Source organism: Oceanicella sp. SM1341 (genome assembly GCF_003448965.1).
Taxonomy (GTDB): domain Bacteria; phylum Pseudomonadota; class Alphaproteobacteria; order Rhodobacterales; family Rhodobacteraceae; genus Paroceanicella.
Genome location: NZ_QRGC01000046.1, coordinates 1 through 23,762 on the forward strand (window position 1 = coordinate 1; position 23,762 = coordinate 23,762).

The window sequence follows — 23,762 nt, forward strand, 5'->3', positions numbered from 1 at the left end:
GACGGCCAGCCCGTCGACCAGGCGCCCTTCATCGCCGGCCTCAACGCGATCAGGGCCGGCATACAGGCGGTGAACGCCGAGGCGGTGGCCGCCCGCACCACCGCGAATGCCGCCGCACCGCAGGCCGCCCTCGACGGCGAGAGCGCCGCGCGCAGCGCCGGCGACGACGCCCTGCAGGCCGGACTCGACATGGCGCAGGGTGACATCGCCGCCGCCGGGGTGCGGATCACCGCCACCGAGGAGGGGATCGCCGCCGAGCGCGCGGCGCGGGAGGCGGTGCTGCAGGCGCGCGAGAACACCGGCGAGATCCTCCCCGTGCTGGCGGCGGGCAACAAGGTGTTCGGCTACTTCGAGGCGGACGGCTTCACCATGCCGGTGATCTCCGAGAGCTTCCGGGAGGGCATCACCTCGGCCATCGCCTCGCGCGCAACCGTCGACGCCGCGTTCGTCCCGCTCGCCCGCGCCGGCGACCGGGTGCCGCTGTGGCTCGAGAACGGCCTGCTCGGCGGGCCGGGCCTCTCCCCGCTCATGCGCAGGAGTGCCGTGCAGGACGTGGCCGGCGAGGTGGCGGCCAACGCCACGGTCGGGACACCGCTCACCCGCGCCGGGGGCAGGGTCATCACCTGGCTGGACGCGGACGGGCGATACGTCTGGCCGGGCAAGGAGCTGGACCTCGCGCAGGGCGGGGGCGGCGGCGACGGGCTCACCGAGGCACAGGCGCGCGCGCTCTTCGCGCCGCGGATCTCCGCCGGGCTGGTGCCGCTCGCCACGGACGGGCGCACGCTCTACCGCTGGCGCGGCCAGCTCGCACGGATCGCCGACGGGCAGGCGGTGCAGGCCGGGTTCGGCATGACCGGGGACAGCTGGACCGAGCTCAAGGAGATCCCCGAGGCCTACTGGCAGATGTTCGGCGAGAGCCGGTACGGCCGGAGCGCGGCCGGCTTCATCAAGGTGACCGGCGGCCACCACGTGGGCGGGCACGCCCGCTCGGCCTCCGCAGGCTGGACCGAGGTGGACGCCACCGCCACCACCACCTTTCCCTACGGCTCCGGCCCCGATGGCCTCAACATCTGGACCGACCGGGACGGCGAGACGCTGAGCTACACCAACCTGGCCTGCACCGAGTTCCGCTTCCTCTACTTCGAGTACGGCGGCACGTGGCGCTACCGCATCGACGGCGGCGCCTGGTCCGAGGTCGTCTGCCCCGACACCGGGGCGCTGAACACGATCCTCGTCTCCGGCCTCTCCGACACGGTGCACACCATCGACATCGACACCGCGGGCAATGCGGGCGTCGTCTCGCTCTCGGGCTTCATCGCCACGCGCGCCGGGGCGCCGGGGATCGTGCTGAACAAGTTCGGCAACAGCGGCGTCACCGGGTTCGGCATCGGCAAGTACCACGCGCAGATCCACCCGCAGATGCGCTACGCGCCGCTCGACCTCGTGCAGGTCATTCTCGGCACCAACGACTACCGCACCTCGAACTCGCCCGTCCCGGTGTTCCTCGAGGCGATCGGCAACGTCTGCGCGCAGCTCCGCGCCATCGACCCGGATATCGGCATCGTCCTGACCGCGCCGGCGAAGACCAACGCGGTGCCCGTGACGCCGCTCTCCGACTACCGCGATGCGCTCTATGCCTTCGCCCTCGCGAACGACTGCGAGTTCCTCAACCTGCACGACCAGATGGGCGAATGGGCGCAGGCCCACGACCAGGGCGTGATGCTCAACGACCTGCACTTCAGCACGGCCGGCGGGCGCGCCGCCGGCGGCATCCTCAACCGCAGCTTCCTCGGGATCTGACACATGGCAACCAGCAACGTCTTCAACATCGGCAACGATGTGGTGCTTCCCGGCTCGGGCTACCCGAGCCTCGCGGCCTTCACCATCCCCGTCACGGCGGGGCTCGTGGGGGCGTTCTTCCTCGGCGACGGGCTCGCGATGGCGACGAAGAACTGGGCGGCGGGCGGGGCCGATGCCTCGGTGGTCGGCGCGCCGGTCGAGGTGGCGGGCGGCCTGCAGATGGACAGCGCCAACCACCTCGAGCTGCCGATCCCCGAGTCGCTGAACGCCACCGTCGTGCTCTGCGCCCGCGTGCCGCAGGCCAACGGCGCCGCACTGTTCGGCAACTCCACCGGGGCGGCGAACCCGGGCCTCGCCGTCTACGCCGGGGCGGCGGCGAGCAACGCGAGCTTCGTGGTCGGGAAGGCGGGCAACACCCGCACCTTCGCGCCCCTCACCGGCAACGACATCGCGAACGGCTCGACCCTCGCGATCCGGGTGCCGGCGACCGGGGCGTGCAAGACCTATGACTACGAGGCCGGTCTCTCGGAGGTGGCCGGCAATGCCGACGCGCGCGAGCTGAACGGGCTCGGAAACTACCGGCTCGGCGCGATCCCGGGCGCCGGCTTCAACGAGCCTGGCTTCGTCAACTCGCTGTTCGTGTTCAACCAGGCGAAGTCCGACACGCAGATCGCCGCGCTGATGAAGCATCTGCACGACTACGCCGTCTCGGTCGGCTTCGCCGTCGCGGCGTGAGCGGCCGCGATGCCGGAGCATTGCCCATGAACATCCAGTCACCCGGGCCGCCGCAGCGCGAGAAGGACAAGCCCATGCGCCTCGACCGCACCGTGAGCGTCGGCAACCTGATCTCCATCGGCACGATGATCGTGGTGGTGACGGCGACCTACGCCACCATGCAGGCGCGCATCGGCGCGGTGGAGGATGCCGGCGCCGAGCGCACCCGGCGCGTCGAGCAGCTTGCCGACCGCATGCGCCTCGCCGAGATCACCGCCGCCGGAGACCGCCAGAAGCTCGACAACATCCTCGCCGCCATCGGCGAGCTCAAGGCCAGCATCGAGGCCCGTGGCCGGTAAGCCCGGCGCCATCCTCTCTCCCGGAGATCCCCCATGAGAACATCCCTGCAAGGCGTGGCCGCCCTGGCCGCGCATGAGGGCCTTGTGCCCGCCCCCTACCGCGACACGAAGGGCATCTGGACCTTCGGCATCGGCCACACCGCCGGGGCAGGGGGCCCCGACCCCGGCGCCATGCCGCCCGGCATGCCGGCGGATCTCGACGCCGCCGTGCGCCAAGCGGTGAAGATCTTCCGCGCCGATCTCGCCCTCTGCGAGGCGCGCGTGCTGGCGGCGGTCGACGTGCCGCTCGCCCAGCACGAGTTCGATGCGCTCGTCTCGTTCGACTTCAACACCGGCGGCATCACCCGCGCGCGGCTGGTGGAGCTGCTCAACGCCGGCGACCGCCGCGGCGCGGCCCTCGCCTTCGACAACTGGCACAAGCCGCCCGAGATCATCCCGCGCCGCGATGCCGAGCGCGAGCTGTTCCGTGCCGGGACGTACCCCGAGAACCCGGTGCCGATCTGGCGCGCGGACAAAGCCGGCCGCCTGCAGGGCGTGCTGCGCGCCATGCCCGTGCCCGAGTTCCTGGCGCTGGTGGAGCCCGAGCCGCCCGAACCTGCCCCTGACCCAGAGCCGGAGCCGGCCGCGGCCCGGCCGTCCTTCCTCTCCCGTATCCTCACCTGGCTGACAGGAGCCTGACATGCACACCATCCTCAACGCCCTCGCGCCCGTGGCGCTCGAGCTCGCCGGCACCCTCGCCTCGGTGCTGGTCGCCTGGCTGGCCCTCGTCGCCAAGCAGCGCCTCGGCCTCGACATCGAGGCGAAGCACCGAGCCGCCCTCGATGCCGCCATCATGACCGGGGTGCGCCTGGCGCTCCGCAGGGCCGGAGTGACGCTGCCCGCCACCGGCGCGCTGCCGGATGCCGCGCAGATCGAGACGGCGGTCGATTACGTGAAGCGGTCGGTGCCCGATGCGGTGAAGACGCTCCGCGCCTCCGAGGACGTGCTGCGGGCCAAGGTGGCCGCGGCGCTCGGTGGGGCAGGGTAGGGCGAAACTACGATAGACGGTCCCAGCCGCCTGACCTGGCGGCGGGATCCTCCGTCACAATCGCTGTGCCTCGCTGACTTTATCCTAATCCTAGCCGGGAATTTTCACTTCAGACGTTGGGATGCTTAGACGCGCGCAACCTATCGGGGGTGCTCCCACAAATTCCAGTTTGGCGCCCGCGCGAATTACGAGGCGCCCTCACGTCTTGAAGGTAGCCCGTTAGCCCGGTAGATCATTTCGGTAAGTTCCTCTAGGCGTTCATTTAAATCCAAAATATCAAGCTGTGGCGCGTCTGAGCAGACACGAATTGCAGCGCCGACCTTATCGCCTGTCGTGTATATCTTATGCTTGCCGGGGCTACTTGGATCGTCCCGATAGAAATAGAATGCGTGATCGAACTGACCTGTTTCGCCCCGCTTTTTATAGAGCTTTGGGTGTTGATCTTGGAGTGCAGCCTGCAGTTGGTCTCCATCCACATAGTTTTCAATCTCACGACCGGCGGTGACCCAAGCGAACCCCCCATTCTGATTTATCTCGGCGACCAAGCGAGCGACATGGGGCTTTAGAGCTTCCGATGCAGAATCTCTGTCGCTATCGAGAATTACCGCCATATTGCGATTGAGATCACGAAGCCTAATGAATTCGTCCAGTGCATCATCAGCGGCAGTGAGATGCCGGATTAGCCCGCCACCGTAGAACATAATTGTATAGTGAATACCCTCCCGAAGACCTGAGTCGAAGGCCTTTATCCAGTGATTAAGATATATTCTATCCGAGGGCCCCTCCACCCATATTACAGAGTTAGCCTGTAATATGTCCGATGCCAAAGAACCTAAGTCATCCAATATGCTGCGTTGCTCGTTACGTGTCAAAACTGGCCTTATTCGAGAATGATTTCCATCATTCTCCACATGAAATACGTGAGAAGCAGGTGTATCTATAAATGAAGGAGAATGTGTTGCTATAAAATACTGACTATCTGTATTGATTTTTAGGTAATTTATGAGCTTTCTCTGCAGCAAGGGATGAAGGTGGATTTCAGGCTCTTCAATGCACATAATACTGCTATCATGAATTGTGCAGAACGCAGCTATCAGAACAACTTCGTGAATTCCCGTACCTAGAGAATAAAGTGGAAGAACTTTATTGTCCATATGCACAAGAACGTGCTCCCTATCATTTGGTATTTCTAGATTTGCATCATGCTTTCCGGTCACTTCTTGTACGAATTTGTTTATTTTTTTGAACTTTTCTCTATCTTCCTGCATATTCCACGATGGATTCTGAAGGGTCGCCAAGTGGTCAATTAATCCCTTCCCGCTAAGATCCTCGAATGCCTCCCCCTTTCCTCCCAACGTTCTTTTTGCTGGGATTAGATGAATAGACGGAAGCTCCCGCACCGCCATTTCAGCCAAAGCGTTGAGGACCTCATGTATCCAGAGGTTTACTCCCCCCCCGCCAGATAACGGTTTTAGATAATTCCATATAGAGCTCCACTTCTCCGTCCATTTCTCCGCTATATTGTTATCCACGTCCGGAAATATTTTAGCTTTCTTCCTCTCATGGTACTGATACCAAACAAGACCAGCGTTCGAAACGCTTTCTACAACTGTTCTAAACTCACTTTCATATGTCGCATTTTTTCCACCTATAGGATTCTGAAATTTATGCTTATTTCCTGAATAGTCCCTTATGGAACTCATTATAAAGTTCTTATCTCTTCCTATGGCGACCTTGAACTCACCAGTATCCCGGCCTCTATGCGCGTCCGTTCCGCTTATTACTGCACTTTTTTTCAGAGATGCCGCATGAGAATGAAGGAGGCTAAGCACTATAGATTTTCCAGAGTTGTTCGCTCCTATGAAGAAATTCATGTGAGTGAAAGGTGCGATATACTGGATCTCCGCTCCGATACCTCTGTAATACTGCGCAGCTATTCCATCCAGAAAAACCGCCATAAAGCCTCCCTCACTCGCACCGCACATACTCCATTTTTATATCCCTATAGTGCAACTGACGACGCGAGCACTCAAGGAGCCATATCTGCCTATGTCGGCTTTTCCCGACAATGGCCCCTTCCCCTCCCAGCCTTGATCAAGCGCACAAACTGCCCTACTTATTGCCCTACAAATCCGCCGAACTAAGCCCGATCTCTTACGGCGGGACGGAGATTATCTTTCTAGCACAATCAGTAAGCCGATTCCCCCTCTCCGCCACGGTTCGGGTTTCACGGTCTCTCTCTCCGCCCGTAGTGATCTCCGCCTGCAGCGATCCGATCAATAGGCGAGCTCCCAGCATTGTCGTCAATCGCGCGTGCCGACCAGGTCCGGTCGATGACCGCATGTGGCAGGGCTGTCAGGGTGTCGCGGCGCGTCGTAGCCGGGAAGCCGCGCGAGGGGAGGCGACGCAGTCAGGTCGAGGGCGGCGGATGTCCGGGGGGCCCCGTCGCCCTTGCGCCTTGTCAGCGTCGGCCATCCCCCCGGGGTGTCCGCAATCCTACTGCACGACGGTGAGCACGATCTTGCCGCCGATGCCGCCCCGCTCCGCGCGTGCATGGGCGCGGGCGGCCTCGGCCAGGGGGTAGGTGCTGTCGATCAGCACGCGAAGACGGCCGTCGGCCAGAAGCTCCGCCGCGCGGGAAAGCTGCGCGCCGTCGGAGCGCACCTGGGTGGTCGACACGGTGATGCCGAGCTCCTCCGCCTCCGCATGGCCGGCGAACCCCATGGGAAAGACCGGGAACAGGGCGCCGCCGCGCCGCAGCACGCCGAGAAAACGGCTGCTGCCGGCCCCTCCCACGGTGTCGAGCACCAGATCGACGCCGCGCAGTGCCGCGGCGGGGTCCTCGCGGGTGTAGTCGATGAACCTGTGAGCCCCGAGGTCGCGCAATGCCGCCTCGTGCCGGGCGGAAGCGATGGCGATCACCTCTGCGCCGGCCCGGAGGGCCAGTTGCACCGCCAGATGGCCCACGCCGCCGCCAGCGCCGTTGACCACGACGGTCCGCCCCTCCAGCGGCACCGGGGCGTGGGGGAATGACTGCAGAGGGTTCGGCGCGTCGTGACCCGTCTCGATGAGGAACTGCCATGCGGTGAGCAACGACATCGGCGCGCCCGCGGCCTCGGCGTGGCTGAGGCCGGCGGGCTTCGCGGCCAGCTGGCCTGCCGGGACGCTCACGTACTCGGCACAGGCCCCGCCTCCCTGCATCACGGTCTCGGGAAAGCGGACCAGCGCGAAAACCTCGTCCCCGGGGCGGAATTCATGCACCTGATCCGGGGTCGCCGCGACCACGCCGGAGATGTCCCAGCCGGGGATCAGCGGAAAGGCGGCGCGCGGCTGCCACTCGGGCGGCAAAGCGCGATACCCATCGCGCAGATACCAGTCGGGCGGGTTGAGGCCCACGGCATGCACCCGCACCAGCACCTCGCCGGGCGCCGGCACGGGGCGGGGCGCCTCCTCGTGGCGCAGCACGTCCGGGCCGCCGAAGCGATGCAGCCGGACCGCGTTCATCATCTCGGTCATGGGGATCTCCTTGCGATCTGTCCTGGTCTGCTGCCCATTTGTGGCTGGCAGGCCGGGTTGATAATCGCGCCGTGATGCGCTTCAGTATTTCCATGAAGGAACAATTTGCCCTGGAGCGGCTCACCGGCCTCGTCGCCTTCGCCCGTGTCGGCTCGCTGGGCAGCTTCACCGCGGCGGCGCGCGCGCTGTCGGTGTCGCCCTCCGCGGTGAGCAAGAGCGTGCGTCGGCTGGAGGAGACACTGGGTGTCGTCCTGCTCGCCCGAACCACGCGCGCGCTCACGCTCACGCCCGAGGGAGCCGAGCTGCACGAGCGCGCGCTGCAGCTGCTGCGCGCGGCCGAGGAGATCGAGCAGGTGGCGACGGCGGCCCGGGCGGAGCCTTCCGGAACCCTGCGCATCGCGGCCTCGCTGCCGGTCGGCATCCACCTGATCGCGCCGTTGCTGCCGACGTTCCGCGAACGCCATCCGGGGGTGAGCGTCGACCTGCGGCTGAGCGACCGGTACGTCGATCTGGTGGGCGAGGGGGTCGACATCGCCCTGCGCATCGGCGACCTGGCGGATTCGCAGCTCCTGTCACGGCGGCTCGCCCCGCACCGCTTCTGCTGCTTCGCCGCGCCGGCCTATCTCGCCGCGCGCGGCACGCCCGCCCATCCCGACGCGCTGGCCGGGCACAGCACGGTGAACCTGCGGTATCTCAGCACCGGGCGGTTGCTGCGCTGGCCATTTCGCGTCGGGGGGCGGGAGGTCGAGATCCTGCCGCCGGCCGGTATCGTGACCGATGCGGGCGAAGCGCTGATGGCGGTGCTCGTCGCGGGGGGCGGCATCGGCATCACGGCGGATTTCGTCGCCGCTCCCTACGTGGCCCGGGGCGCGCTGGTGCCGGTGCTGGAGGAACATGCCGTCCTGCGCGACAACATCACCGCGCTCTGGCCGCAGAGCCGCCGGGCAAACCCCGCCGTGCGCGCCTTTCTCGACCTGCTGCAGGAGCGGATGCCGCCGCGATGAGCGCCGGGCAGACGAAATGCCGCCTTCCGTCGCCCGGTGCCGGGGGCATAGGCTGCTCCGGCCGGCGGGTGCTGCCCGCCGGAGCGTGCCTGCGGGCGGTCGGACAGAGGAGCCTTCGACGATGACGATCCCATTTCTGCCGCGCCTGCGCCCGGCGCTGCTCGCCCTCTCCGCCACCGCCGTCCTGCTGGCCGCCTGCGGCAGGCGCGAGCCGGTTCCCGCCGAGGCGCGGGTGCAATCCGCCCTGGGCGGGGTGATGACTGTCGAGGTGATCGACCCGGACACCCGGCAGGCCGTGCTTGTCGACGATGAGGGCAGCCGGATCGGTGTCACGGTCGACCCCGAGGTGGGCCCGCTCGACGCCGTGCATCCCGGCGATCTCGTGCAGATGCTGATCGTCGACAGCACGGTGGTGCGGCTCGCCCGCCCGGGCGAGGCCGCGCAGGCCGCCATGGGCGTGAGCGTGGTCGGCCTGCGTGACAACCTGCCCGCGCGCAGCGATGTGCTTGCCACCCGCCGCACCGTCGAGGTGGTGTCGGTGTCCCGGCTGGGCGACACGGTGCGCTACCGCGAGGCGGACGGAGCGCTGCACACCATCACCGTCGTCGACGCGCAGCACCGCGCCTTCGCCCGCGGTCTGCGGCCCGGCGCCCGGGTGGTCGTCGACAGCGTGGTGCGGGTGACCATCTCCACCATCGCGAACGATTGAGCCGCGCCCCCGGGGGCGCTCGCGGCCGCTCCGGCCGCACGGCCGGGGGGCTTCGGGATGTGCCCGCCGGCCGTGCGGGGGGCGGGCGCGCCGTTCTTCCGAGGCCCGTTCTTCCAAGGCTCTGTGCCCGGCGGGCGGGATCGCGCCCGGGCCCGCGCTTCGGCCGGGCTCGCTCTGCGGCCCGGTTCCGGCCGGAGCTTCGTCCATGCCCGGGCGAGGCCGCGTGCCGACAGCCGCTCCCGCATCGGAGACGGGCCGGCGCCCCGGGTGCGTCGCCGCCGGAGCCCCGACAGCGCGTCGCGCGCGCGCCTGCATCCCGCCGCGCTGGCGGGATGCAGGCCGGGGCGGCGAGCATCTCTGCATGCGGCATTCCCGCGCGCTTCGTGCTAGATTGCCCCCGGCGCGTGCCGCTGGCCGGGGGCGCGCCGGCGCGCGGACACGTCCGGCCGGGAGGACAGGCGCATGAGCGTGAGCAGAACGACCGGTTTCCTGGCCCTGGCGCTCGCGCTGGGCAGCGGTGCGGACAGGAGCGAGGCCGCGGAAAGCGGCACGGGCTTCTACCTTCTGGGCACCCGTTCGGCCCAGGCGGGCATCCTGCCGCCGGCGGGCCTCTACGTGCAGAACGATCTCTACCTCTACTCCGGCTCGGCAAGCGCCGGGCAGAGCCTGCCGCTGGGGGGCGAGCTGGTGGCCGATATCGACGCGGTCGCCTACATCGACCTGCTCACCGCGCTCTGGGTCCTGCCGGGTGAGGTCCTGGGCGGCAGCCTTGCGCTGCAGGGCACGCTGCCGGTGGGCGGGCAGGATGTCGACGCCGCGCTGGCGCTCGCCGGCAGCGGGCTCGGCGCCTCGGTCTCCGACGATGTCTTCACGGTGGGAGACCCGGTGCTCGGCGCCTCGCTGGGCTGGCACGCGGGGCGGCTGCACTGGTCCGCCTCGGCGCTGGTGAACGTGCCGCTGGGCAATTACGAGGAGGGCGAGGTGGCGAATGTCGCCTTTCATCGCTGGGGGCTCGACCTGGGCGGCGCCGTCACCTGGTTCGACCCCGACAGCGGCTGGGACCTCTCCGCCGCCGCCGGCATCACCCTCAACGGCGAGAACCCCGACACCGACTACCGCACCGGAACCGAGTTCCACCTCGAGGGGGCGGTGACCCGGCAGATCACCCCGGCCTTCTCCGCCGGGGTGGTGGGCTACTACTACGAGCAGCTCACCGGCGACAGCGGCGCCGGGGCGCGGCTGGGCAGCTTCAAGGGCCGGGTGGCGGCGCTGGGAGCCACGGCGGCCTACAATTTCCGGATCGGCGCCACCCCCGTGGCGGCCCGGTTGCGGGTGTACCGCGAGTTCGCGGCGCGCAACCGGCTGGAAGGCACGGCCGGTTTCCTCACCCTCACGGTTCCGCTCGGACTGTCGGGGAACTGACGGGGAACTGATGGGGCAGGGGCCCGGCCCCCGGCAATCGGGCGGCCCGGACAGGCCGCCGACGCGCCGTCCGGGGCCCCGCGCGGCGGGCCTCAGCCGGCGAGGATCACCGAGAGCCGGCGGTTCTGCCGGCCCTTCTTCTCCAGCTTTCCCAGCGTCACCGGCCCGATCTCGGCCGTGCGCGCCACATGGGTGCCGCCGCAGGGCTGCAGGTCGATCTGCGTGTCCGGGCCCCCGATGCGCACGAGCCGCACGCGGCCGGTGCCGGCGGGAGGCTTCACCGACATGGTCTTCACCAGTTCCGGCTGCGCGGCGAGCCCGGCCTCGGTGATCCAGCGCTCGGTCACCGGATGATCGGCGGCGATGAGGGCGTTGAGCGCGCGCTCCAGCGCGTCCTTGTCTTCCGGCGGCTCGGGCATGTCGAAGTCGAGCCGGCCCTTGTCCTCGCCGATCGCGCCGCCGGTGACCGGCAGCGGCACCACCACCGAGAGCAGGTGCAGCGCCGTGTGCACCCGCATCAACCGGTGGCGGCGCGCCCAGTCGAGCACCTGCTGCCCGGTCTCGCCGGGGGCGGGCAGGGCGGGGCCGCCCGGCGCGGGCACGAGCACGATCGCGCCGTCCCCGCCCTTCACCGTGGTGGCGATGTCCCAGCTGCGGGGGCCGATCTCGAGCCGGCCGCTGTCGCCGGGCTGGCCGCCGCCGGTGGGGTAGAACAGGCTCGCCTCCAGCACGATGCCACCCTCCGGGGTGAGGGCTGCCACGGTGGCGGGGGCCTCGCGCAGGTAGGCGTCGGCGCGGAAAAGGGGCTCGGTCATCGGCTGTCTCCTCCGTCGTTCGTGTCACCGGCGCCGCCGGCTGGAAGGTCGGGGCCCGCGGGCGGCGAGAAGGGGGCCTCGCCGCCCCGCGGCGCCCCGGCCGCGGGGAGGTTCCCGCCGTCCGTGCCGCCGGACCCGGAGCCGGATTCGCCGCCGGGCCCGGGGGCCGCGCCGCGGGCCAGAAGGGCCGCGATCTCGCCCGCGTTGCGCAGGGTCACGTCGCTCTGGGCGAAGGGGATCTCGATCTCCTCGTCGCGGAAGCGCTCGGCGATGGCGTGGTTGAGCTCGTTGGTGGCGTCGAGGGTGGTGGAGACGTCGCGCAGGTAGCCGCGCAGTTCGAACTCGAGCGCGCTCGCCCCGAAGCCCTTGAACAGCACGAAGGGCGCGGGCCGGCGCAGCAGCAGCAGCGAGGCGTCGCCGATCTCGCCCAGGATGCGCGCCACGCGCCGGGTGTCGGTGCCGTAGGCCACGCTGACGGGGATGATCAGCCGGCCCGTGGTGCTCGAATGGGTGCGGTTGAGCACCGAGGTGGTGATCAGGTCGGCGTTGGGCACCACCACGATGGCGCGGTCGAAGGTCTGCACCGAGGTGGCACGCACCGAGATGCGCTTCACCGTGCCCTCCCATTCGCCGACGCGGATCCAGTCGCCCTCCTTCACCGGGCGCTCGAGCAGCAGGATGAGGCCGGAGACGAAGTTCGACACCACGTTCTGCAGCCCGAAGCCCACGCCCACGGAGAGCGCGCCGGCCACGATGGCGAGGCTGGAGAGGTCGAGCCCGCCGGCGGCGATGGCCGCGACGGCGGCGATCACCAGCCCCACGTAGCCCGCCATCGACACCACGGCCTTCTGTCCGCCGCTGTCGAGGCGGGTCTGGGGCAGCACGGCATTGCTGAGCACGCGCTGCACGAGCTGGGTGAGGAAGTAGCCGACGGCGAAGACCAGGATGCAGATGAGGAAGTCCATCGGGCGGATGCGGGCGTCGCCGATGGAGAGGCCGTCGTTGAGCAGGTACCAGATCTCGCCCAGCTCGCTTTCCCGCGCGCCCCAGATCAGCGCGAGCGCCGGCAGGCAGAGCACGATCAGCCCCACGGCGGCGAGGATCGGCAGCAGGCGCAGGGGCGAATGCTCCTTGCGGGTGCCGTCCGTGCCGGTGAGGGCGGCCTCCACCCCGTCCTGCACCAGGGCGACGAGCACGAGCACGATGCCGATGAGCGCCCCGGTGCGCACCGTGGGGTAGAAGAGGAAGCGCGAGGCGGCGAAGAAGCCCAGCACCGCGAGCACCGGGGCGATGAGTGCCACCAGCCGCAGCCCGCGCGCGACCAGCGCCGCGAGCAGGGTGGCCAGCGGTTCGCGGCTGCGGCCGTCATCCTCGTCGTCGTCGTCATCCTCGTCGGGCTCGGGGGAGGCGTCGGGCTGGTGGTCGGGGATGAGGGCGCGGCCGAGCCGGTAGAGCGCCACGGCGCCGGTGACGACCAGCACCACGTTGAGCACGGTGAGCGTGGCGAGCGAGAGGTTCACCGAGGTCTCGCCGCCGATGGCGATGTGGTCGAGCCCGGTCACGAGGCCGAGCAGCAGGGTCATGCGCGCGGCCTTGCGGCCCGGGCGCTCGGCCATGGGCAGCAGCTGGCGTGCCGGCACGTCGGGGCCGAAGAGCGCCTCCGACAGCCAGTAGGCGGTGACCATGATGGCCGCGAAGCCGCCGAGATCGCGCACCAGCGGCGGCGCGATGCCGGCGAGCAGGCCCGAGGTGTCGAGCGCGTAGAGCAGCAGCGTGGCCCCGGCCGCCGGCAGCAGCAGCGCGGCGAAGGTGAGGCCGGCCCCCACCCAGACATGCTCGCGCTGCCCGCGCGAGAACGAGGGCGAGAGCCGGCGCTCGAACCAGCGCATCACCCGGCTGCGGATGCCCAGGAGCAGCATGAGCCCCAGCGCGCCGGAACCCACCGAGACCCAGAGCGCGGCGCCGGTGGCGAGCATGGCGTCGAGCCCGGTGCTCAGCGGCGGCACGAGGCCCCGGGCCGTCTCGCTCAGCGCGTCGCCCCAGCTCGAGGGGCTGAGCGGCAGCGGGTGCTGCGAGAGCAGCTCGGCGGTGAAGCGGCGGTGCAGCTCCTCGTCGATGGAGGCGATGAGCGCCTCCGTCTGCCGCGCCACCGAGGAGGCGGCCTTCACCGGCACCTCCGCCGCGGTGATCGCGTCGTCGAGCTCGGCCCGGCGGCGGACGATCTCTCCGGCTTCCTCTTCCCCGTCTCCCGGCGGCGGGCCGAGCGCCTCGCTCTGGGCGCGCAGCGGCGCGAGCGCGGTCTCCGCCCGGTCGCGCAGGGTTTCCGCCTCGGCGCGCTGCTGCACGAGGTCGAGCCGCAGGCGCTCGAGCGAGGGCGTGGTGCTCTCCTCGTTCTCCAGCGCCGTCTTGGCCCGGTCGGCGAGGGTCTCCCAGCGGTCTATGATCTTGCCGGTATCCGACAGCGGTTCCTGCGCCGCCGTGGGCAGGCCGAGTGCGGCAACCAGGAGCAGCAGGGCGAGGAAATGGCGGATCACGGAAGCTGCCTCGATGCGGATATTGGGCGGGCGGCCAATATCGTCGGGCGGCGAGGGCGGCGCAAGCCCCCGGCCGGTCGCGCCCGCGCACGATGCGCGGAGCCTGCAAGAGGGGGCGGGCGGTACCCGGTGGGGGCAACGCCGGGCGGCGACCGGCCCCGCCCCCCGGTGGCCGTCACGACGAAGCCCGCGCGGGATGTGGCGCGCGGGGCCGCCGGCGCCGGGGTCGGAGCCCGTCGGTCACGCCTGCGCACCTGCGCAAGACCGGGAGGCGTCCGGTGCGCGGGCCGGCGCCGGGCGCTCCGGCACCTGGCCCGCGCTGCAGCCGCGCGCCGGCGCGGCCCGGCCCAAACCGCAGGAGACGCGCCCCGCAAGGGGCGGGTCGACGGAGGGCGGGAGGGCCCCGCTCCCATCCGCAGGAGGCCTTGCGGCCGGGGCGCTCCCGCGATGCGCTCACCTGTCGGTGACCGCCTCCTTGGGCCGGGCCGGGCGCTGCGCGCCCGGTGGACAGGGCTCGCGCGTGCCGAACGGGCGGATGCGGGCAGGCCTGCGGAGCCGTGCTCGGAAAAACCCCCGGTGCGGGCTGGCAACCGCTCGGGAGGGAGCGGATCGCCGGCCCGCGCCGGGGCGAGGCCCGTGCGCAGCGCCTCGCGGGCGCTCGGGTTCCGGACCGGACCGGGGGGGCAGGCGGGGCGGCGGCGCCGCGCGCCGGGCTGGTTTCGGTGTCGGGATCGGCAGCCGGGCCGGGCGCGAACGGGCCGCAGCCCGGGCCTTCGCCCTCCCCCCGGGGGGAGGGGCGGACGCGGCGACCGGCGCGGGCTCAGGCCTCTTCGAACACCTGCGGGATGGCGCGGGCCGGGCGGTCGAGCCAGGCGGGCACGGGCAGGTTCTTCTCGCGCAGGAAGGCGGGGTTGAAGAGCTTCGACTGGTAGCGCGTGCCGTAGTCGCACAGGATGGTGACGATGCGGTGGCCGGGGCCCATCTCCCTGGCCATGCGGATGGCGCCGGCCACGTTGATGCCCGAGGAGCCGCCGAGGCACAGGCCCTCCTCGGAGAGCAAATCGAAGATCACCGGCAGCGCCTCCGCATCGGGCACGTTGAAGGGCATGTCCACCGTCAGCCCCTCAAGGTTGGCGGTGATGCGGCCCTGGCCGATGCCCTCGGTGATCGAGGAGCCCTCGGATTTCAGCTCGCCGTTCGCATACCAGTTGTAGAGCGCGGCACCATCGGGGTCGGCGAGGCCGATCTTCACGTCCTTCGAGCGCTCGCGCAGGCCCATGGCGACGCCCGCCAGCGTGCCGCCCGAGCCCACGGCGCAGATGAACCCGTCGAGCTTGCCGCCGGTCTGCTCCCAGATCTCCGGGGCGGTGGTGTCGACATGGGCCTGGCGGTTGGCCACGTTGTCGAACTGGTTGGCCCAGATGGCGCCGTTCGGCTCGGTCTTCGCCAGCTCGGCGGCGAGGCGGGCGGAGTATTTCACGTAGTTGTTGGGATTGCGGTAGGGCACCGCGGGCACCTCCACCAGCTCCGCCCCGGCGAGGCGGATCATGTCCTTCTTCTCCTGCGCCTGGGTCTCGGGGATCACGATCACCGTGCGAAAGCCCATCGACGCGCCGACCAGCGCGAGCCCGATGCCGGTGTTGCCGGCCGTGCCCTCCACGATGGTGCCGCCGGGGGCGAGCCGCCCGCTGGCCACCGCGTCGGTGATGATGCCGAGGGCCGCGCGGTCCTTCACCGACTGGCCGGGGTTGAGAAACTCCGCCTTGCCGAGGATTTCGCAGCCGGTGAGCTCGGAGGCCTTGCGCAGCCGGATCAGCGGCGTGTGGCCGACGGCCTGCGGGAGATCTTTGTACATGGACATGGTGTGGTTTCCTGGGCGGTGAGGCGTTCGCTTGGAAATTAGGACCTCACCGCCCCGATATCAAGCGCTCCAGGCCAGGCGCAGGTTCTCGCGCTGCGCGGCGAGCCAGAACAGCGAGAGCACCAGCGGGCCGTTGGCGATCTCGCCGCTGCGCACCCCGGCGAGGGCCGCGTCGAGCGAGAGGGTGAAGGCGCGGATGTCCTCGCCCTCGATGTCGAGCCCGTGCACGCCGCCCGCCGCGCCGAGATCGGCCTCCGCCACGAAGGAGACGAGGAATTCCGCCGTGGCGCCGGGCGAGGGGTAGTAGGCGGCGACCTGCTCCAGCCGGCCCAGCTCGAGCCCGGCTTCCTCGCGCGCCTCGCGGCGGGCGGCTTCCTCGGCGCTCTCGTCGCTGTCGCAGCGGCCGGCCACGGTCTCCACCGTCCAGGGCGCCTTGTCGCCGCGCGCCCAGGGCGCGGCGCGGAACTGCTCGATCACCAGCACCCGGTCGGTCACCGGGTCCCAGGGCAGCACGGTCACCGCGTCGCCGGAGGTGAAGACGGCGCGCAGCATGGGCGCGGACATGGCGCCGTCGAAGCGGCGGAAGCGCAGGCTGTGCTCCTCCACCGCGAAGTAGTTCGCGTAGGGCCGCTCGAGCTTCACGAGCTCCACGTCGTCGCGGGTGAAGCCGTGGCGCAGGGCCTGCACCGGGGTCTCGCGCGCGGCATTCGCGCGGGCGCGGGCGCGGATGGTGACCCCGTGCCAGAGAGCGGGGGCCGCCGCGCCGCGGTCCATGTAGTCCATGTACTCGCGCGCGGCCTCCGCCATCACGCCGCCGTCGGCCCGGGTCCAGGCGGCGAGGTCCCAGCGCCCGGCCGCCTGCAGCGTCTCGCCGGGGTCGAGCCAGGCCAGCGCCTCGCTCTCGCCCGCCGCGGTGATGACCGTGACGGGGGCGAGGGCATAGCCGAACCCTGCCTCGAAGAACTCCAGCCGGGCCATCACCCCGGCGCCCGGGTCCTCCAGCAGCAGCCCCTCGGCCTCGGCGCCGGGGCAGGGGCGCAGCACCGGGCAGCCGGTCTGCGCCACTTCCAGCGCAGCGTGATCCGGGCATCGGGCCGGGCGCAGGCGCAGCCCGGCGGCGCCGGGGCCGGCCACGGTTTCGAGGATGCGCGGGTCGCGCAGGGTTCCGTAAAGGAAGATCTGACGGGGCACTGGGGGATCCTGTTGTTCCTGGTCGTCGCGGCGGGCCGCGGGCGGCAGGCCCGGAGACCGGGCCCCGAAACACGCCGCGGCGGTATCTGAACATGATTTTCCCGCCTCGCCAAGCCGGCGTCCGGCACGCCGCGACCGGCCGTGCCGGCGGGAAAGGGGGTGGTCATCCTCTGGGCCAGCCTGTTTCGAACCTCCCGATGTTTCAACCTGCCGACCCCGCATTTCGAGCAGAACTCGCACATCCCGCACGCAGACGCCGCAGCGCGCGCGAGGCCGGGGGCGCCCGGCCGCTGCGCCCCGGGCACCGACAGGGCTACGCGGGGAGGATGAAGATTTCGTGCAGGCGGCTCAGTCGCGCAGGGTGCCGTAGGCGGCAAGGGCGCGCTCGCGGCCCTCCTTCAGCCCGATGAGCGGCGCCTCGGGGTAGGGCGTCTCGGCGGTGAGCCCCCAGGAGCGGGGCACCGCGTCGAAGTAGCTCAGCGCGTCGCCATGGGTGCGTCCGGGGCCGAAACCGGCGAGGAAACGGTGGCGGTAGCGGCCGTCGGGGTCGAATTTCTGCGCCTGCAGCGCCGGGTTGTAGACGCGGAAATAGGGGGCGGCGTCGGGGCCGGAGCCCGCGGTCCACTGCCAGCCGAGGGCGTTGGAGGCCGGGTCCCAGTCGACCAGGCAATCCTCGAACCAGGCCCGGCCGATGCGCCAGTCGGTGAGCAGGTGCTTGGTGAGGTAGGAGGCCACGATCATCCGCGCGCGGTTGTGCATGGTGCCGGTCACGTACATCTCGCGCATCGCGGCGTCGACCATGGGCTCGCCGGTCATGCCGCGGCGCCAGGCCTCGGCCTCCTCGCTGTCGCCGCGCCAGGAGAAGGCGTCCCAGTCTTCGCGCCAGTTGCGCTCGGCGAGGGCCGGGAAATGGTGCAGCAGGTGCCAGGCGAAGTCGCGCCACACCAGCTCGCGCAGGAAGGCCTCGGCGCCCGGCCGCCCCTCCTCGATCGCCTGCCAGCCGGCGTGCCAGACCGTGCGCGGCGAGATCTCGCCCCAGGTGAGGTTTTCCGAGAGGCGCGAGGTGGCCGGGCGGTCCATCCGGTCGCGGTCCTGCGCGTAGCTCTCGAGATGGTGGTGCAGGAAGGCCGAGAGCCGGCCGCGCGCCGCCTGCTCGCCCACCGCGGTGAAGGGGGCGACGACCGCGGCGCCGCGGTTCATGCCCGCCTCCAGCTCCCAGTCCTCCAGCCGATCGCCCGCCGGCCAGCGCGTGGGCGGGCGCATGTCGGGCACCGGCAGGGCGGGGTCCTGCCCGCGGCCGCGCACGGCTTTCCAGAACGGGGTGAACACCTTGTAGGGCTCGCCGGTGCCGGTCTGCACGCTCCAGGGCTCGAAGAGCACATGGCCGGGGTGGGAGACGGTGTCGAGCCCGTCCGCGCGCAGTTCCGCCTTCACCTTCGTGTCGCGCGCCACCGAGGCGGGGTCGTAGAGCCGGGTCCAGTGCAGGGCGCCGGCGCCGGTGTCGGCGGCGAGCTGGCCGAGCACGCGCCGCGCCTCGCCCCGGCGCAGCACCAGGCGCAGGCCGCGGGCCTCGAGGCTGCGGGTGAGCTCGGCGAGGCCGAGCCCCAGCCGCCAGCGCGCCGCTGCTCCCAGCGCCTCGGTCTCGGGGTCGAGCACGAAGACCGGGATCACCGGGCGCCCCTCCGCCGCCGCGGCGGTGAGGGCGGCATTGTCGGCCAGCCGCAGGTCGCGGCGGAACCAGATCAGGGCGGGTGCTGTGTCGCTCATGCGGGAAGCGTGCGGGCGCGGTTCGGTTTCATCAATGGGTCTACGCGCCGCAGCCCGCCCCGGATCACCCCGGGGCGCGGAAAATCAGGCCCGGGCCTCGTGGCCCGTGCCCACCCGTCCGCTGCCGAGCGCGGGGGCGAGCGCCGCGGCGATGGCCATGAGCACCAGCACCACGAGCATCGCGCCGCGCAGGCCGAAGGTCTCGCCCAGGAAGCCCAGCAGCGGCGGGCCGACGAGGAAGGCCACGTAGCCCGCCGTGGCCACCAGCCCCACCCGGGCGGCAGCGCTCTCGCCGGGCCGGGCGGTCTCGCCCGCGGCGGAGAGGGCGACGGGGAAGCCCAGCGACGCCCCCAGCCCCCAGAGCGCCACCGCGGCGCCCACCACCACCGGCCCCTCGCCGAAGATCACCAGCCCCACGCCGAGCGCGCCGGAGACCGCACTGGCCCGCGCCACCGTCGCGCGGCCGTAGCGCGCGATCACCGGGCCGCCGCAGAAGCGCCCGATGGTCATCGCCGTGGCAAAGCCGGTGAACACCAGCGAGCCCGCGGTGGCGCCGAAGCCGTGGCCGTCGACCATCAGCAGCGGCAGCCAGTCGTTCGCGGCACCCTCCGCCAGGGCCATGGCCAGCACCACCACGCCGATGAGCGCGAGGCGCGGGTCGCGCCAGCTGCGCGGCGCGGGCAGGGGCAGGCCGTGCTCCGCCGCCGCCCGTGCGGCGCGGCGTCCGAAGCCCGAGGGGATGTGGCGCATCGCCAGCACCAGCGGCGGCACCGAGAGGGCGAAGACCGCCGCGAGGTGCCAGTGCACCGGGAAGGCGAGGGCCGTGAGCCCGATGCCCGCCAGCGCCCCCACCACCGTGCCGAGGCTGAAGCAGCCGTGCATGCCGGTGAGGAAGGGGCGGCCGATCAGCCGTTCCACCTCCGCCGCCTCCACGTTCATCGCCACGTCGAGCGCGCCCATGCCGAGCCCGCCCATCGCGAGCCCTAAGGAGACCACCAGCGGCGCTCCCGCCGCCACGCCGAGCGCCACCACCGCGAGGCCGAGCGTGACCGAGGCCATGCCGGCGCCGATCACCGGCCGGGTTCCGAATTTCAGAACAAGCGGGGTGGAGGCGAGGATGCCCGCCATCGCGCCGATGGAGAGGCCGAAGAGGATCAGCCCCATCTCCGCGGTGGAGGCGCCGAGCCGGTCGCGGATCGCCGGGGTGCGCGCGATCCAGGAGGCGAACTGCACGCCCGGCACGAAGAACAGCACGTAGAGCGCGAAGCGGCGGCGTTGAGTGGCGGGCGACATTGGGGCACCTTGGGAACCTGGATCTGGCGGAGAGACCGGGCCGCGCGCCGTGGCGCGGAGCGGGCCGGAAGCATGTACATCTGTACACCCCAGATGTACATCCCGGCACCGGGCCTGTAAACCGGGTGCTGCAGCACGAGCGGGAGGCATGACGCGAAGGTGACCGAAAAGCCGCACAGGGGCCGCGACCCGGACCGGCGCGAGCGCATCCTGCTCGCCACGCTGGAGGTGATCGCGACCGAGGGCGTGGCGGGCACCACGCACCGGCGGGTGGCAGCGGAGGCCGGCGTGCCGCTGGGCTCGATGACCTATCATTTCGCGGGCATGGAGGCGCTGCTGCTCGAGGCCTTCACCCGGCTGGCCGAGGAGATGCACGCCGATTACGCCGCCCTGCTCGACGCAGCCCACACGCCCGCGGAGGCGGCGGAAGCGGTGGTGGAGTGCATCTCCGGAGACCGGATCGTGACCCCGCGCAACATGCAGCTTGTGTGCGAGCTCTGGGCCTATACCGGCCGCATCCCGGTGCTGCGCACGGTGATGCAGGGCTGGCTGGGCCAGAGCCGCGCCGCGCTCGGGCGGCATTTCGACCGCCACACCGTGCGCGCGCTCGACGCGATCGTGGAAGGGCTGACCCTGCACAACATGGTCGACGACCGCCCCCTCTCGCGCGAGGACGTGCGCGCCATCGTGGCCAAGATCGTCGCCTGAGGGGGAGCGCCCGACCTCCCCGATCCCGCCACGCTCGGGGAGCGGAGGTGCGGTGTCCCCTGGCAGAAGGCGGCTTCCGCCCTCACGCGGGAGAGGCGCAGTCCGTGCGGGAGAGCGGCGCGCGCCTGCCGGCCCGGCTGTCCGGGACTGTCATCGCCACCGCGCCCCCGCACAGCAAAACGCCGCCGGGAGGGCTCCCGGCGGCGGTGATGTCAGTGCTGTGCCGCAGGGCTCAGGCGGCGGCGCCGGAGCGGCCGCCGGAGCGGCGGGGGCGCCGGCGGGCCGAGGCGGGCTTGCCGCCGCCGGGGGCGCGCGGGGCCTTGGCGCTCAGCGCGCCGTCCTGCTGGGCGCGGCGGGCGGTGTTCGGCTTGCCGCCACGGCCCTTGCGGGCGGTGGTGGAGGGCGCGGGCTGGAAGCCCTCGGGCGCGAGCCGCTGGCGGGTGAGCTTCTCCACCGCGCGCAGCTTGTCGCCCTCGTCGGGCGAGCAGAGGGTGATCGCCACGCCGTCCTGGCCGTTGCGGCCCGTGCGGCCGATGCGGTGCACGTAGCTCTCCGCCTCGTCGGGCAGCTCGTAGTTCACCACGTGGCTGATGCCCGGCACGTCGATGCCGCGCGCGGCGATATCGGTGGCGACGAGCACCTTCACCCGGCCGGAGCGGAACGCGTCGAGCGCGCGCTGGCGGGCGTTCTGGGCCTTGTTGCCGTGGATGGCCTCGGCCGGCACGCCGTCCTTGCCGAGGTTCTCGGCCACGCGGTCGGCGCCGCGCTTGGTGCGGGCGAAGACGATGACGCGGGAGACATCGGAGCTGCCGACGAGCTCGGCCAGCCGGAAGCGCTTCTCGGCATGGGCCATCACTTCCACGCTCTGGGTGATGGTGCCCGCGGTCTCGCCCTGCGGGGCGACGGAGACGCGCACCGGGTCACGCAGGAACCCCTCGGCGAGGCCGGCCACGTCGTCGGGCATGGTGGCGGAGAACAGGGCCGACTGGCGGCGCGGGTGCAGTGCCGCGTGGATCTTCTTCACCTCGCGCACGAAGCCCATGTCGAGCATGCGGTCGGCTTCGTCGAGCACCGCGAAGCGGGTCTCGTCGAGGCGGATGTGGCCTTCGCCGACCAGGTCCGTCAGGCGGCCCGGCGTGGCGACGAGCACGTCGACACCGCGCGCCATGCGGCGGATCTGCGAATTGCGCGAGACGCCGCCGAGCACCAGCGCGGTGGAGAGGCGGGCGCCGTCGGAGAACTTGCGGAAGGCCTCCTCGATCTGCACCGCGAGCTCACGCGTGGGGGCGAGCACCAGCGCACGGGTGGTCTTGGGCGAGGGACGGCCCTGCATTTCCAGGATCTGGTGCAGGATCGGCAGGGCGAAGGCGGCGGTCTTGCCGGTGCCGGTCTGCGCGATGCCGAGGATGTCGCGGCCCTCCATCTGAGGGGCGATGGCCTGGGCCTGGATCGGGGTGGGGGTGGTCATGCCGGCGCGGTCGAGCGCGGACAGAATGGTCGGGGCCAGGCCGAAGGCCCGGAACGTGTCGTTGGTCAAAGCAGGTCCTTTGTCCGGAATGGCGGTGCCATCCGGGTGCTGCCATCGCCAAGCGCATCTGGCAAAGACGGGGTAGGGGGGCGACGGAACGTGCTCGCACGCCTTGCGCTGTCGCTTCCGCTGGTGTGGGGATCCGGCGCCGGTCGGAACTCTGCCCCGTCCCGCGCCTGTCGCCCCGCCCGGCCTTGCCGGAGGAAACGACGCCACAGTTGAAGCCGTCCAGATAATCGGTCCTGCCGTCGGATGCAAGGGGTTATGTGCAGTGCAGCAGCCTCGGGTGCCGAGCCGCGCGCGGCCCGATGCCGGGAGCGGCCTATTCCTGGTCGGCGGGCTCGGGCGGCAGGCTGGCGAGGGCCGCGGCCACGGAGGCCTCCACCTCGGGCATCACCTGGCGGAACAGGCGGGCGACCTTCTTCTCCTGCCGGCCGGCGGGGCCGCGCGGGCTGTCGAGGTCGAGATCGTTGGTCTCGAGCCGGGCCGAGGGCAGGGAGGGGAACACCTTCGACCAGGGCCGGCCCCAGAAGTCGCGCGCCACGGCGCGGTTCTTGTGGGCGTAATGGGCGCGGATGCGGGCGTAGATCTCGGGCGTGAGGCCGGTGTAGGATCGCTCGGCGATGCCCTCGCGCTCCAGCATCGCGTGGATGACGGTGTAGACGCCCTCGGTGACCCGCACGAGGGTGCGGTGGTCGAAGCGCGGCGCGAGCTCGGCGGCCACGCGGCGGCCGAGCGCGATGTGCAGCGGGCCGGTGGAGACATTCGCGCGCTCGGCGGGGGTGAAGCCCGCCACCCGCTCGGGCGTGAGGCCGCGGGCGAGGCCCTGCTCGGCCAGCACGCCGATCAGCGTTTCCATGAAATCGGCCTCCACCCCCGCCCGGCGCACGGCGCGGCTGTAGGGGCGGAAGCTGTGGGTGCCCCAGTCGGTCACCTCCGGGCGGCGCAGGCGGTGGAACTTGGTGGCCGAGCCGGCGCCGTTGATGGTGCCGGCCAGCACGCCCTCGGCGAACTCGGCGAAGGGGCGGTGCTCGCGGCCCATCTTCACCCGCTCGGCATAGGCGGAGTTGAGGTATTCCGGCTGGTCGCGCAGGTACATCACCCCGTGCAGCCGGTAGCCGCGCGCGGCGAGGAACTCCTGCAGCAGCCGGTTGGTGGGGCGGAAGTAGAGCGGGCTGCACAGGAATTCGGAGGAGAGCAGCAGCACCTCGTGGTCGGTGCGCGCGATCTCCTCGTCGAAGGCCTCCACCAGCCCCTCGCCGGTGGAGAACAGCGGCTGCCCGGCGATGAGCCGCACCAGGTCGACATGCTGGGTGCGCGCGGCGCTGCGCCCGGCCTGGGGGTAGAGCACGCCCTCGCGCTGCAGGCGCGCGGCGTTCTGGGTGAGGTAGTTCTGCAGCGTGGTGGAGCCGGTCTTGTGCTGGCCCGCATGCAGGATGCACAGCCGCTCGCGGGGGCCGGGTCTCTTCCTCTGCCAGATGTTCAGCATCAGCGTCTCCGCGGGGCGGCGGCCG

At 71.0% G+C, this 23,762-nt stretch carries 19 protein-coding genes; 9 read left to right on the forward strand and 10 right to left on the reverse strand.

Annotated elements, in window-relative coordinates:
* From D3P35_RS24420 to D3P35_RS24440, 5 genes are all read left to right on the forward strand, one after another.
* A partial coding sequence (locus D3P35_RS24420; protein ID WP_198670791.1) for a GDSL-type esterase/lipase family protein occupies positions 1-1,800 on the forward strand: 1,800 nt, incomplete at its 5' end.
* A gap of 3 nt (positions 1,801-1,803) precedes the next feature.
* Positions 1,804-2,535, forward strand: coding sequence for a hypothetical protein (locus tag D3P35_RS24425; RefSeq protein ID WP_118138550.1), 732 nt, complete (start codon positions 1,804-1,806; stop codon positions 2,533-2,535).
* Between the two features lie 26 nt (positions 2,536-2,561).
* The gene (locus D3P35_RS24430; protein WP_118138551.1) at positions 2,562-2,873 is read left to right on the forward strand and encodes a hypothetical protein; all 312 of its coding nucleotides are present in this window, start codon (positions 2,562-2,564) and stop codon (positions 2,871-2,873) included.
* A 33-nt stretch (positions 2,874-2,906) separates the two neighbouring features.
* Complete coding sequence (locus tag D3P35_RS24435) at positions 2,907-3,551, forward strand: lysozyme (RefSeq protein ID WP_157982302.1); 645 nt, start codon at positions 2,907-2,909, stop codon at positions 3,549-3,551.
* Position 3,552: 1 nt separating this feature from the next.
* Positions 3,553-3,900 carry a hypothetical protein gene (locus tag D3P35_RS24440; protein ID WP_118138553.1) on the forward strand — a complete coding sequence of 116 codons (348 nt, stop codon included), beginning with the start codon at positions 3,553-3,555 and terminating at the stop codon, positions 3,898-3,900.
* Positions 3,901-4,085: 185 nt separating this feature from the next.
* On the opposite strand, the gene D3P35_RS24445 is transcribed toward D3P35_RS24440, so the two are convergent.
* Positions 4,086-5,858, reverse strand: coding sequence for an ATP-binding protein (locus D3P35_RS24445; RefSeq protein ID WP_157982303.1), 1,773 nt, complete (start codon positions 5,856-5,858; stop codon positions 4,086-4,088).
* A gap of 538 nt (positions 5,859-6,396) precedes the next feature.
* Positions 6,397-7,416: an NADP-dependent oxidoreductase gene (locus D3P35_RS24450; RefSeq protein WP_118138554.1), complete on the reverse strand. Its 1,020-nt coding sequence runs from the start codon at positions 7,414-7,416 to the stop codon at positions 6,397-6,399.
* Between the two features lie 74 nt (positions 7,417-7,490).
* Between D3P35_RS24450 and D3P35_RS24455 the strand changes: the two genes are divergently transcribed.
* The 3 genes from D3P35_RS24455 to D3P35_RS24465 all read left to right on the forward strand — a co-directional run bounded on the left by D3P35_RS24455 (position 7,491) and on the right by D3P35_RS24465 (position 10,551).
* The gene (locus tag D3P35_RS24455; RefSeq protein ID WP_232830622.1) at positions 7,491-8,420 is read left to right on the forward strand and encodes a LysR family transcriptional regulator; all 930 of its coding nucleotides are present in this window, start codon (positions 7,491-7,493) and stop codon (positions 8,418-8,420) included.
* Positions 8,421-8,541: 121 nt separating this feature from the next.
* The gene (locus D3P35_RS24460; protein ID WP_118138556.1) at positions 8,542-9,129 is read left to right on the forward strand and encodes a hypothetical protein; all 588 of its coding nucleotides are present in this window, start codon (positions 8,542-8,544) and stop codon (positions 9,127-9,129) included.
* A 462-nt stretch (positions 9,130-9,591) separates the two neighbouring features.
* Positions 9,592-10,551, forward strand: coding sequence for a transporter (locus D3P35_RS24465; protein ID WP_118138557.1), 960 nt, complete (start codon positions 9,592-9,594; stop codon positions 10,549-10,551).
* 92 nt (positions 10,552-10,643) lie between these two features.
* Here D3P35_RS24465 and D3P35_RS24470 read toward each other — a convergent pair whose 3' ends face one another.
* From D3P35_RS24470 to D3P35_RS24495, 6 genes are all read right to left on the reverse strand, one after another.
* Positions 10,644-11,366, reverse strand: coding sequence for an alanyl-tRNA editing protein (locus D3P35_RS24470; RefSeq protein WP_118138558.1), 723 nt, complete (start codon positions 11,364-11,366; stop codon positions 10,644-10,646).
* Positions 11,363-13,900, reverse strand: coding sequence for a mechanosensitive ion channel family protein (locus D3P35_RS24475; RefSeq protein ID WP_118138559.1), 2,538 nt, complete (start codon positions 13,898-13,900; stop codon positions 11,363-11,365). The genes D3P35_RS24470 and D3P35_RS24475 overlap by 4 nt, the downstream gene beginning before the upstream one ends.
* 820 nt (positions 13,901-14,720) lie before the next feature.
* Positions 14,721-15,761, reverse strand: a complete 1,041-nt coding sequence (locus D3P35_RS24480; protein WP_118138560.1) for a cysteine synthase A — start codon at positions 15,759-15,761, stop codon at positions 14,721-14,723.
* A gap of 60 nt (positions 15,762-15,821) precedes the next feature.
* Positions 15,822-16,952 carry an NUDIX domain-containing protein gene (locus D3P35_RS24485; RefSeq protein ID WP_198670792.1) on the reverse strand — a complete coding sequence of 377 codons (1,131 nt, stop codon included), beginning with the start codon at positions 16,950-16,952 and terminating at the stop codon, positions 15,822-15,824.
* 348 nt (positions 16,953-17,300) lie between these two features.
* A complete protein-coding gene (locus tag D3P35_RS24490; protein ID WP_118138562.1) occupies positions 17,301-18,719 on the reverse strand; it encodes a deoxyribodipyrimidine photo-lyase in 1,419 nt (472 codons plus the stop codon).
* A gap of 84 nt (positions 18,720-18,803) precedes the next feature.
* Positions 18,804-20,012 carry an MFS transporter gene (locus tag D3P35_RS24495; RefSeq protein WP_118138563.1) on the reverse strand — a complete coding sequence of 403 codons (1,209 nt, stop codon included), beginning with the start codon at positions 20,010-20,012 and terminating at the stop codon, positions 18,804-18,806.
* Between the two features lie 159 nt (positions 20,013-20,171).
* Between D3P35_RS24495 and D3P35_RS24500 the strand changes: the two genes are divergently transcribed.
* Positions 20,172-20,720: a TetR/AcrR family transcriptional regulator gene (locus tag D3P35_RS24500; RefSeq protein WP_118138564.1), complete on the forward strand. Its 549-nt coding sequence runs from the start codon at positions 20,172-20,174 to the stop codon at positions 20,718-20,720.
* Positions 20,721-20,952: 232 nt separating this feature from the next.
* Here the strand turns inward: D3P35_RS24500 and D3P35_RS24505 are convergent, their stop codons facing one another.
* Positions 20,953-22,257, reverse strand: coding sequence for a DEAD/DEAH box helicase (locus D3P35_RS24505; protein WP_232830623.1), 1,305 nt, complete (start codon positions 22,255-22,257; stop codon positions 20,953-20,955).
* 313 nt (positions 22,258-22,570) lie between these two features.
* A complete protein-coding gene (locus D3P35_RS24510; RefSeq protein WP_118138565.1) occupies positions 22,571-23,737 on the reverse strand; it encodes a hypothetical protein in 1,167 nt (388 codons plus the stop codon).
* Positions 23,738-23,762 lie beyond the last annotated feature (25 nt).

What these genes read in the sequence shown, in the direction of transcription:
- D3P35_RS24450 (WP_118138554.1), bottom strand. Translation starts at nt 7,416, where the DNA reads ATGACCGAGATGATGAACGCGGTCCGGCTGCATCGCTTCGGCGGCCCG.
- D3P35_RS24490 (WP_118138562.1), bottom strand. Translation starts at nt 18,719, where the DNA reads ATGAGCGACACAGCACCCGCCCTGATCTGGTTCCGCCGCGACCTGCGG.
- D3P35_RS24440 (WP_118138553.1), top strand. Translation starts at nt 3,553, where the DNA reads ATGCACACCATCCTCAACGCCCTCGCGCCCGTGGCGCTCGAGCTCGCC.
- D3P35_RS24495 (WP_118138563.1), bottom strand. Translation starts at nt 20,012, where the DNA reads ATGTCGCCCGCCACTCAACGCCGCCGCTTCGCGCTCTACGTGCTGTTC.
- D3P35_RS24470 (WP_118138558.1), bottom strand. Translation starts at nt 11,366, where the DNA reads ATGACCGAGCCCCTTTTCCGCGCCGACGCCTACCTGCGCGAGGCCCCC.
- D3P35_RS24465 (WP_118138557.1), top strand. Translation starts at nt 9,592, where the DNA reads ATGAGCGTGAGCAGAACGACCGGTTTCCTGGCCCTGGCGCTCGCGCTG.
- D3P35_RS24510 (WP_118138565.1), bottom strand. Translation starts at nt 23,737, where the DNA reads ATGCTGAACATCTGGCAGAGGAAGAGACCCGGCCCCCGCGAGCGGCTG.
- D3P35_RS24480 (WP_118138560.1), bottom strand. Translation starts at nt 15,761, where the DNA reads ATGTCCATGTACAAAGATCTCCCGCAGGCCGTCGGCCACACGCCGCTG.
- D3P35_RS24445 (WP_157982303.1), bottom strand. Translation starts at nt 5,858, where the DNA reads ATGGCGGTTTTTCTGGATGGAATAGCTGCGCAGTATTACAGAGGTATC.
- D3P35_RS24435 (WP_157982302.1), top strand. Translation starts at nt 2,907, where the DNA reads ATGAGAACATCCCTGCAAGGCGTGGCCGCCCTGGCCGCGCATGAGGGC.
- D3P35_RS24460 (WP_118138556.1), top strand. Translation starts at nt 8,542, where the DNA reads ATGACGATCCCATTTCTGCCGCGCCTGCGCCCGGCGCTGCTCGCCCTC.
- D3P35_RS24455 (WP_232830622.1), top strand. Translation starts at nt 7,491, where the DNA reads ATGCGCTTCAGTATTTCCATGAAGGAACAATTTGCCCTGGAGCGGCTC.
- D3P35_RS24430 (WP_118138551.1), top strand. Translation starts at nt 2,562, where the DNA reads ATGAACATCCAGTCACCCGGGCCGCCGCAGCGCGAGAAGGACAAGCCC.
- D3P35_RS24425 (WP_118138550.1), top strand. Translation starts at nt 1,804, where the DNA reads ATGGCAACCAGCAACGTCTTCAACATCGGCAACGATGTGGTGCTTCCC.